We start from the raw sequence: 8,729 nt of genomic DNA, 5'->3' as shown, positions 1-8,729 counted from the left end.
GGATCGACGTGCAGCGCGACGGCTTCAAGCGCCTGGGCATCCTCGGCGACTGGGAGAACCGCTACGCCACGATGGACTACGGCTCGGAAGCCGCCATCGTCGCCGAGTTCCACAAGTTCGTGGCCTCGGGCCAGCTCTACCGCGGCTCTAAGCCGGTGATGTGGAGTCCCGTCGAGCGCACGGCGCTCGCCGACGCCGAGGTCGAGTACCACGACCACGTCAGCCCCACGATCTGGGTGAAGTTCCCGGTCGTCGAGGGCAGCGACGCGGCGCGGGGCGCCTCGGTGGTGATCTGGACGACCACCCCTTGGACCATCCCGGCCAACCGCGCGGTCACCTACAATCCCGACGTCGCCTACGCCGTCTATCAGGTGGAGGCGATGGAAGAGGGCTTGGCGTTCGAGCCCTGGGCCAAGCCCGGCGACCGGCTGATCGTGGCCGAGAAGCTGGCCGCCGACGTCATGTCGGCCGGCAAGGTGGCCAACTTCCGCAAGGTCGAGGCCGTCGATCCGCAAGGGATGGTCTGCGAACATCCGCTGGCCGCGCTCGACACCCACTACGCCTTCCAGGTCCCGCTGCTGGTCGGCGATCACGTGACCGATGACGCCGGCACCGGCTTCGTCCACACCGCGCCGGGCCATGGCGCCGAGGACTACCTGGCCTGGAGCGCCCACGGCCATCGCGAGATCCCCGACACCGTCGACCCCGACGGCGCCTACTATCCGCACGTGGCCCTGTTCGGCGGCCTGAAGGTGCTGGAGACCGAGGGCAAGAAGGCCGGCAAGTTCGGCCCCGCCAACGACGCGGTGATCGGCAAGCTGATCGAGGCCGGCCGCCTGCTCGCCCGCGGCCGCGTCGAGCACAGCTATCCGCACTCCTGGCGCTCCAAGGCGCCGGTGATCTTCCGCAACACGCCCCAGTGGTTCATCCGCATGGACGAGCCGGTGGACACCCAGGAGCTGGGCGGCCGCACGCTGCGCGAGGCCGCGCTCGAAGCCATCGAGGCCACCACCTTCTATCCGGCCGGCGGCAAGAACCGCATCCGCTCGATGGTGGAAGGCCGCCCCGACTGGCTGATCAGCCGGCAGCGCGCCTGGGGGGCGCCACTCGCGATGTTCGTCGACAAGGAGACGGGCCAGCCGCTGCACGATCCCGAGGTCGACAAGCGCATCGTCGACGCCATCCGCGCCGAGGGCGCCGACGCCTGGTTCAACCGGCCGGCGACCGACTTCCTGGGCAACCACGACCCTGAGCGCTACGAGAAGGTCGAGGACATCCTCGACGTCTGGTTCGACTCCGGCTCGACCCACGCCTTCACGCTCGAGAACCGCGCCCACACGAAGTGGCCGGCCGACCTCTACCTGGAAGGCTCTGACCAGCATCGCGGCTGGTTCCAGTCGTCCCTCCTGGAGAGCTCCGGCACGCGCGGCCGGGCGCCGTACGACAACATCCTGACCCACGGCTTCGTCATGGACGAGGCCGGGGAGAAGATGTCCAAGTCCAAGGGCAACGTCGTCGATCCCGAGCGGGTGATCGCCGAGAACGGCGCCGAGATCATCCGCCTGTGGACGGCGATGATCGACTATTCCGACGACTGCCGGATCGGGAAGACCATCCTGCAGACCACCTCGGACGCCTACCGCAAGCTGCGCAACACCGTGCGTTACATGCTGGGCGCGCTCTCGGACTACACGCCCGACGAGGCGGTCGAGCTTGACGAGATGCCGCCGCTCGAGCGCTACATCCTGCACCGCCTGTGGGAGCTCGACGCCCAGGTCCGCGCCGCCTACGAGGGCTATGTCTTCCAGGACGTGATCCGGCCGGTGCTGGAGTTCTGCCAGGACGACCTCTCGGCCCTGTTCTTCGACGTCCGCAAGGACAGCCTCTACTGCGACCGCGCTGACGACCCGACGCGCCGGGCGGCGCGCACCGTGATGGACGCCGTTTTCGAACGGCTGACCGCGTGGCTGTCGCCGCTCATTCCCTTCACCATGGAAGAGGCCTGGACCACCCGTTATCCGGACGCCCACTCCAACTGCCTGCGGGTGATCCCCGACACGCCGGCCGAGTGGCGCAACGACGCCGAGGCGCAGCGCTGGGCCAAGGTGAAGGGCGTCATCGCCCACGTCACCGGTGAGCTGGAGGTGAAGCGGCGCGAAAAGGCCATCGGTTCGGCGCTCGACGCCGAGGTGGCGGTCCGCGTCGCCGAAGCCGCCGACCTGGCCGCCTTCGAGGGCCTGGACCCGGCCGAGGTGTTCCGCACCAGCGCCGCCGCCGTCGAGCTCGCGCCGAGCGGTGAGGTCGCCGCCGCGGTCAAGGTGCTGGATCATTCCAAGTGCGAACGCTGCTGGCGCCGGCTGCCCGAGGTGCGCCCGCCGCGGTTCCTATGCGAACGCTGCGACGACGCCGTCGCGGCTTGGGACGCTGCCCGCGGGAAGGTCCCGGCATGAGGCGCGTCACCCGTCACGGCTGGATGGCCTATGGCCTGGCGGCCGTCCTCGTCGTGCTCGACCAGCTGACGAAGCTGTGGGCCCTGACCCTTCCCGAGCACGTGCCGCACGCCGTCGCCGGACCGCTGCAGTTCACGCGCATCTGGAACAACGGCGTCAGCTTCGGCCTCTTCCAGGCCGGCTCCGACGTCGTCCGCTGGGGCTTCGTGGCGTTCTCGATCGCCGTCGCGATCCTGCTGGCGCTGTGGGCGCGGTCGGCCGGTCGCCTGCTGCCGGCGGCGGGTCTGGGCCTCGTTATGTCCGGCGCCACCGGCAACGCTATCGACCGGGCCCGCTTCGGCGCCGTCGTCGACTTCATCGACGTGAGCCGGATCGGCGTCTTCCCCTGGATCTTCAACATCGCCGACGCCGGGATCACCGTCGGCGTCATCCTCCTGCTAGTCGATAGCCTGCGGAAAGAGCAGCCGGCCCGATCCGCGTCCGCGTGACGCCGTTGGCGGACCGCACCGATTGGTTTATTCCCTTCCGTTCGTGGCCGGGGGCGGCCCAAGGAGCTTGTTCAAGTTCATGAGCGTCAACCGAGTGATCGTCGCCACCGCGGCCCTCGCGGCCCTGGGCCTGGCCGGATGCCAGTCCACCCAGAAGGCGCTGGGCATGTCCAAGGTGACCCCTGACGAGTTCCGCGTCGTCACCAAGGCCCCGCTGGTCGTGCCGCCCGACTACGCCCTGCGCCCGCCGGCGCCCGGCGAGCCGCGTCCGCAGGAGCTGCAGCCCGAAAGCGCCGCGCGCAACGCCCTCCTGGGCCAGCGGGAAGCCGAGCTGCGCTCGGACGGCGAGAAGCTGCTGGTCGCGAAGGCCGGCGCCGAGAAGGCCGACCCGCTGATCCGGTATGTCGTCGACGACGAGTTCGGCGACGTGGCGCACAAGGAAAAGAGCTTCGCTGACCGCGTCATGTTCTGGCGCAAGGACGAGAAGCCCGCCGCCAACGCCGGCCTCGACAATGCCGAGGCCCCGGTCGATCCGGAAGCCGAGGCGGCCCGCGTCGCCAAGCTGACCGGCTCAAAGCCAATCATCATCCAGCGCGAAGGCAATCGCCGCATCAAGCTGCCGGGCCTCTAGAGCGCGTCACGCGGCATGAAGCTGGTCGACCGGATCTCGCAGGCCCTGCGTCCGCGCGAACAGCCTGCGCCGTCGGTCGATCCGCCGCAGCCGGAATCCACCTCGACGCCCGAGCCTCACAACCCTCCGAGCTTCCTCACCGAGGAGAACTATCGGAGCGTCCCGCAGGACCTCTGGCATCACTTCGACGAACAGGACCTGCCGCAGCAGCCCTACGGCCTGCCGGTGCCCAACATCGCATTGCGGGCCAATTCGGCCGGCGGTGGCGATCTTGGCTTCTGGTTCGGCATCGGCGACGCCTGGGCGCACCTGATAAACCAGTTCCTGCCGCCCGCTCCGTCCGTCCTCGACCTAGGCTGCGGCTGCGGGAAGCTCACCCGCTTCCTCGCTCTCGTGCCCGGCGCCCGCTACGTCGGCGTCGACATCTTCCGGCCGCACATCCTCTGGTGCCAGCGGGCCTTCGCGTCGCTCGCCGACCGCTTTAGCTTCCACCACTTCGACGGCTATTCCGAGATCTACAACCCCGGCGGGACCGTCCAGACGGTGGACTACGAGCTGCCGGCCGCTTCCGGGTCGATCGACCTCGTGGCCGCGCACTCGCTCTTCACCCACCTGCACGAGCCCGAAGCGCGCCACTACCTGGCCGAGATTGCCCGCGTGCTGAAGCCTGGTGGCCGCGCCGTCATCTCGCTGCACGTCGAGCCGCCCGAGGGTCAGCTCTACGTCGAAAGCCACGACCGCTCGGACGTGGACCTGGGTCACTTCCTCGGCATGGCGGCGCAGGTCGGCCTTGGCCTGCACGAGAACATCGGCGTTGTGTACGGCCAGACGGTGATCGTCCTTTCGCGCTGACGCTCAGTGGTATTGGGCGATCTGGATCAGGTTGCCGCAGGTGTCGTCGAACACCGCCGTCGTCACCGGCCCGATCGGCGTCGGCGGCTGGACGAAGCGGACGCCAAGGCCCGACAGCCGGGCGTGCTCGGCATGAATATCCTCGACGCCGAACTGGGTCAGCGGGATGCCGTCGGCCACCAGAGCCTGCTTCCACGGCTTGGCCGCCGGATGGGCGTCCGGCTCCAGCAGAAGTTCCACGCCGTCCGGATCTCCAGGCGAGGTCAACGTCAGCCAGCGGTACGCGCCCGTGGGCACATCATGCTTCAGCTCGAAGCCCAGGACGTCCCGGTAGAAGGCCAGGGCCTTCGCCTGGTCATCGACCAGCACGCTCGTCACGACGATCTTCAATGCTTTCTCCATCGGCTGGGCGTTCGGCCAGGGGGCCGAGCCACACGCGCCAGAGCCGGCGCAGCGGCTCCCGCTCCAGGAAGTGGTGCTTGGAGCGCCACTTCCACTCCGTCCGGACCAGCCCCGCCTTCTCCAGCACGACCAGGTGCTTGGACAGCGCCTGCCGCGTCAGCTCCGCGCCATGCCAGCTGATCAGCCGGACGTGCAGTTCGAACAGCGTCTGGCCGTCGCGCGCGTCCAGTTCCTCGATCAGCCGGCGCCGCGTGGGGTCGGCCAGCGCCTTGAAGACGGGCTCAAGGTCCATGCGCCCACTCTGCCCCATACCAACCCATCATGCAACCCTATAGTTGCGTGGTACGATTTGACTTTGCCGCAGCAGGCACTAATCTCGTGGCCACTATGTCTAAGGCGCTCGCCAAAAAGCATCGAACGCATCACGCCGGTCGCCTGGTCGCAGGCCACTGAGCCCCGGTCCCTATCGCGCCAAGTAGCGCGGACCGGGGGAGACATAGAAATCTAACGATGACTGCTCCGAGCGCGCCCGACCCGCGCACTCGGTGGCAAAGACACCACTCAAATCCAAATAAGTCTTCGCTCCGATCAAGCGAAGACTTCAAGACCGCGCGGCCGCTTCGGCGCGGCGCGCGAACAAGGAGGCTACATGCCGGCACAGATCCATCCCCCGAAGCCGCCATCCGTCCGCGTGACGCAGGCCGACTACGATCGCCTCGCCGACCTCGCGGACGCCCTGCAGAGCGACGGCGCCGGCCTCTTGCGGCGCGAGCTGGAGCGCGCCCGTATCGTCGGTGACGAACGCCGCGCGGCGCCGCCCTTCGTCCGCCTCGGTTCGCAGATCGAGTACCGTGACCTGCTCAGCGGTCGCACACGGCGGGTGGAGCTCACGCTGCCGGAAGCCGCCGACATCGATGCAGGCCGCCTCTCGGTGACCTCCCCTGTGGGCGCAGCCCTGCTCGGGCTTGCCGCCGGCGACACGTTCAGCTGGACGGGCGCGGATGGCCGGCCCCACGCGCTCACCGTCGAATGGGTGGGCGACGCCGCCGCGGCGCGCTCGAAGGTGGCGTGATGGCGCTCAGCCTTTTTGACCACGAACGGCGGCTGCACGACTTGGAGGTCGGCTTCCGGGCTCTGCTCGACCTCCTGATCATCGAGACGCCGGCCAGCCGCGAGGCCATCGATCAGGTGGCCCGCATCCTGCACGTCCGAGGCGAGGAGGGCGCCGCCCGGCTGCTGATGCAGCCGGCGCGTCGGGGACGCTTCCAATGAGCACCCGCCCGGTGGCCGGCGGTCGCCCCGCCATCTTCCTCAGCGTCACGGACCATCGCCGGCTCACGGCTGCGGCCATCAACGCCCTGATCGAGACGCCGCGCGTCGCCGCCGGCCTGCTGGAAGAGGTGGATCGGGCCGCCGTCGTCCCCGATCACGCCCTGTCGCCGGATGTGGCGCGGCTCGGGTCGTGGGTCGAGTTCGTCGATGGCGGCGAGCGCCGCCGGGCGCAGCTGGTCCTCGAGGCGTCGTCGCCTGAGGCCCTGCCGGCGCTCTCCACCGTCGGCGCGGCGCTGATCGGCCTGCGCGCGGGCGAGACCATCAGCCTGCCCGATCGCATGGGCGCCGAGCGCCGTCTGACGCTGCTGGCGGTTCAGCCGGGAGAGGATCCCAGCCCGCCCGAAGGCGATGGCCTGCGCCGCAGCCTGCGGGTCGCCGGCCTCATCAGCTGATCCCTTCCCGACGGGCCCTGCCCCCCAGGCCCGTTGGAGCGCGCCGCCGGCTTGCGCCGCCGGCGGCGAGCGGCCGCCCCTGGCCACCGCCGGGGGCGGTTACGCCGCTCTGTCGCCGGCCGGCGTCTTCACCTCGAGCCCCTGCGCCCGCAGGCGATCGAGCACGCCGCCCTGGGCCAGCAGGGGACGCAGCGGCACGAGCACGATGGCGTGCCCTGGCCGCTGCAGTTGCTTCACGATCGCCGCGGCGGTGTCGGCCTTCATCCGTTCGTCGAACGCCCGACCGCCCGGAACCATGTTGAGGCAGCGCTCATAGGTACGCTCGTTCTCCAGCGCGCCGGGCACGTCGCCGACGGCCCAGGCCTTGGCGGCCTGCAGCGTGACGCCGGGCCCGGCCTCGGCCTGGGCGAGGACCTCGTCGAAACACACGCGCCCCACGGCCGGGGACGTGCGGATGATCGCCCCCAGCAGAGGGCCGATGTCGTAGGTCTTCTCGACGACCGGCACACCCTTCTGCCGCGCCAGCAACTCGACCAGCTTGGCGGGGTCGGTCGTCGTCAGGTTCGCCTTCTCGCGATAGTCGGCGGCGAGCTGCACGCCGGCCGCCAGCGGGTTTGAGGTCGGATAGTGCTTGGCCGGATAGCCCAGCCGCTCACGGACGGCGACGAACCGCCCGCGCGTCCCCGGATCGAGCCGCGCCTCGAACGGTCCGCCCGAGCGCAGCCGCAGAAGATTGAGTCCAGAGCCCAGGATGCCTGAGGTCTTCGCCCGGATGTTCGTAAAGGGCAGGACCACGGCGTTGGCGCCCTGCAGCCGGTTCTCGAAGATCGTGCGGTCCCATTGCATGCGCTTCGGCGCGAGCGATGGGACGCCCAGCACATAGACGGTCGTGTCTCCATCCGAGACCCGCCACCAGGCCGGGCCCGGCAGGCGCCCTACGACCACCAACTCCTCCACCAGCGTCGCGTCTGGATCGGCGGGGACCAGGGGAACCTGCGCACGGGCCGGCAATGCGAGGGCGGCGGCGAGGGCGGCGAGGCAGGCGAGACGATTGAGCGCGCGCATGGGCACCGAAAATGGGGGGACCTCTGGAATCGTACTATGTAGGTAGGTCCTGGCGAAATCCTGACATGCCCATCCGCAGACTCCCGCCCGAACTGATCAACCGCATCGCCGCCGGCGAGGTGGTCGAACGCCCGGCGAGCGCGCTGAAGGAGCTGGTCGAGAACGCCCTGGACGCCGGCGCCGGCCGTATCGAGGTGCAGGCCGACGGCGGCGGGCTGACGCGCATCCTCGTGGCCGACGACGGCCAGGGCCTGGCGGCGGACGAGCTGCCGGTGGCGGTCGAGCGGCACGCCACCTCGAAGCTGCATCCCGGCGACGACGGCGAATACGATCTGCTGCGGATCGGGACCTTGGGCTTCCGCGGCGAGGCCCTGCCGTCGATCGGCTCGGTCGCCCGCCTCTCAATCGCCAGCCGCGCCAAGGGCCAGGCCGACGCGCACGCCATCTTCGTCGACGCCGGAGCCGTGGGCCAGGTAGCCCCCGCGGCTTTTCCGGGGCCGCACGGCGCACGGGTGGAGGTGCGGGACCTGTTCTACGCCACGCCCGCCCGGCTGAAGTTCATGAAGTCCGAGCGCGCCGAGGCGCTGGCGATCACCGAGGAGCTGAAGCGCCAGGCCATGGCGCATCACGCCGTCAGCTTCGCGCTGGACCTCGACGGCCGCCGCACCCTGCGCCTGCCGGCCGAGACGCCGGATGCCGAGGGCCGCCTGGCCCGCCTGTCCGCGGTGATGGGCCGCGACTTCTCGGACAACGCCCTGCCCATCGAACACGAGCGGGAGGGCGTGCGGCTGACGGGCTTCGTGGGCCTGCCGACCTTCAACCGCGGCAACGCCGCCCACCAGTTCCTGTTCGTCAACGGCCGACCGGTCCGCGATCGGCTGCTGCAGGGCGCGCTCCGCGCCGCCTACGCCGACTTCCTGGCCCGCGACCGGCATCCGGTGGCGGCGCTGTACGTCGAACTTGACGCCGGGCTCGTCGACGTCAACGTCCACCCGGCGAAGGCCGAGGTCCGCTTCCGCGACCCAGGGCTGGTCCGCGGCCTCATCGTGGGCGGCCTGCGTCATGCGCTCGCCGCCGCCGGCCACCGGGCGTCCACGACGGCTTCCATGGCGGCGCT

Annotated in this window: 11 protein-coding genes; 8 read left to right on the top strand and 3 right to left on the bottom strand. The window is 70.1% G+C overall.

All coding sequences use genetic code 11. The annotated features are described in order from the left end of the window. The 4 genes from ileS to RIF93_RS15865 all read left to right on the top strand — a co-directional run. The coding region (ileS, locus tag RIF93_RS15880) for an isoleucine--tRNA ligase (protein WP_309092423.1) at positions 1 to 2,450 on the top strand (2,450 nt) is incomplete at its 5' end. Next, positions 2,447 to 2,938, top strand: a complete 492-nt coding sequence (gene lspA, locus RIF93_RS15875) for a signal peptidase II (protein WP_309092422.1) — start codon at positions 2,447 to 2,449, stop codon at positions 2,936 to 2,938. The genes ileS and lspA, both read left to right, overlap by 4 nt. A 79-nt stretch (positions 2,939 to 3,017) precedes the next feature. Then, the gene (locus RIF93_RS15870) at positions 3,018 to 3,569 is read left to right on the top strand and encodes a DUF3035 domain-containing protein (RefSeq protein WP_309092421.1); all 552 of its coding nucleotides are present in this window, start codon (positions 3,018 to 3,020) and stop codon (positions 3,567 to 3,569) included. Positions 3,570 to 3,584: 15 nt separating this feature from the next. After that, on the top strand, positions 3,585 to 4,421 hold the full coding sequence (locus RIF93_RS15865) for a class I SAM-dependent methyltransferase (RefSeq protein ID WP_309092420.1): 837 nt from the start codon (positions 3,585 to 3,587) through the stop codon (positions 4,419 to 4,421). A gap of 3 nt (positions 4,422 to 4,424) precedes the next feature. Here RIF93_RS15865 and RIF93_RS15860 read toward each other — a convergent pair whose 3' ends face one another. Continuing rightward, a complete protein-coding gene (locus RIF93_RS15860) occupies positions 4,425 to 4,811 on the bottom strand; it encodes a VOC family protein (RefSeq protein WP_309092419.1) in 387 nt (128 codons plus the stop codon). Continuing rightward, complete coding sequence (locus RIF93_RS15855; RefSeq protein WP_309092418.1) at positions 4,777 to 5,115, bottom strand: helix-turn-helix domain-containing protein; 339 nt, start codon at positions 5,113 to 5,115, stop codon at positions 4,777 to 4,779. The genes RIF93_RS15860 and RIF93_RS15855 overlap by 35 nt, the downstream gene beginning before the upstream one ends. A gap of 357 nt (positions 5,116 to 5,472) precedes the next feature. On the opposite strand from RIF93_RS15855, the gene RIF93_RS15850 reads away from it, so the two are divergent. The 3 genes from RIF93_RS15850 to RIF93_RS15840 are packed head-to-tail and all read left to right on the top strand — an operon-like array spanning position 5,473 to position 6,547. Further along, positions 5,473 to 5,895, top strand: a complete 423-nt coding sequence (locus tag RIF93_RS15850; protein WP_309092417.1) for a GreA/GreB family elongation factor — start codon at positions 5,473 to 5,475, stop codon at positions 5,893 to 5,895. Next, the gene (locus RIF93_RS15845; protein WP_309092416.1) at positions 5,895 to 6,095 is read left to right on the top strand and encodes a hypothetical protein; all 201 of its coding nucleotides are present in this window, start codon (positions 5,895 to 5,897) and stop codon (positions 6,093 to 6,095) included. Before RIF93_RS15850 ends, RIF93_RS15845 begins: the two co-directional genes overlap by 1 nt. Beyond that, positions 6,092 to 6,547, top strand: a complete 456-nt coding sequence (locus tag RIF93_RS15840; RefSeq protein WP_309092415.1) for a hypothetical protein — start codon at positions 6,092 to 6,094, stop codon at positions 6,545 to 6,547. The genes RIF93_RS15845 and RIF93_RS15840 overlap by 4 nt, the downstream gene beginning before the upstream one ends. Before the next feature lie 99 nt (positions 6,548 to 6,646). Here the strand turns inward: RIF93_RS15840 and RIF93_RS15835 are convergent, their stop codons facing one another. Continuing rightward, complete coding sequence (locus tag RIF93_RS15835) at positions 6,647 to 7,612, bottom strand: TraB/GumN family protein (protein ID WP_309092414.1); 966 nt, start codon at positions 7,610 to 7,612, stop codon at positions 6,647 to 6,649. A gap of 65 nt (positions 7,613 to 7,677) precedes the next feature. Between RIF93_RS15835 and mutL the strand changes: the two genes are divergently transcribed. Beyond that, positions 7,678 to 8,729 (top strand): DNA mismatch repair endonuclease MutL (gene mutL / locus RIF93_RS15830; RefSeq protein WP_309092413.1); only part of this gene is annotated, 1,052 nt, incomplete at its 3' end.

The organism is Phenylobacterium sp., from assembly GCF_031181185.1.
Classification (GTDB): Bacteria; Pseudomonadota; Alphaproteobacteria; order Caulobacterales; family Caulobacteraceae; genus Phenylobacterium.
Note: the sequence above shows the minus strand (reverse complement) of the source record. Positions and strands in the feature narration are given on the sequence as shown.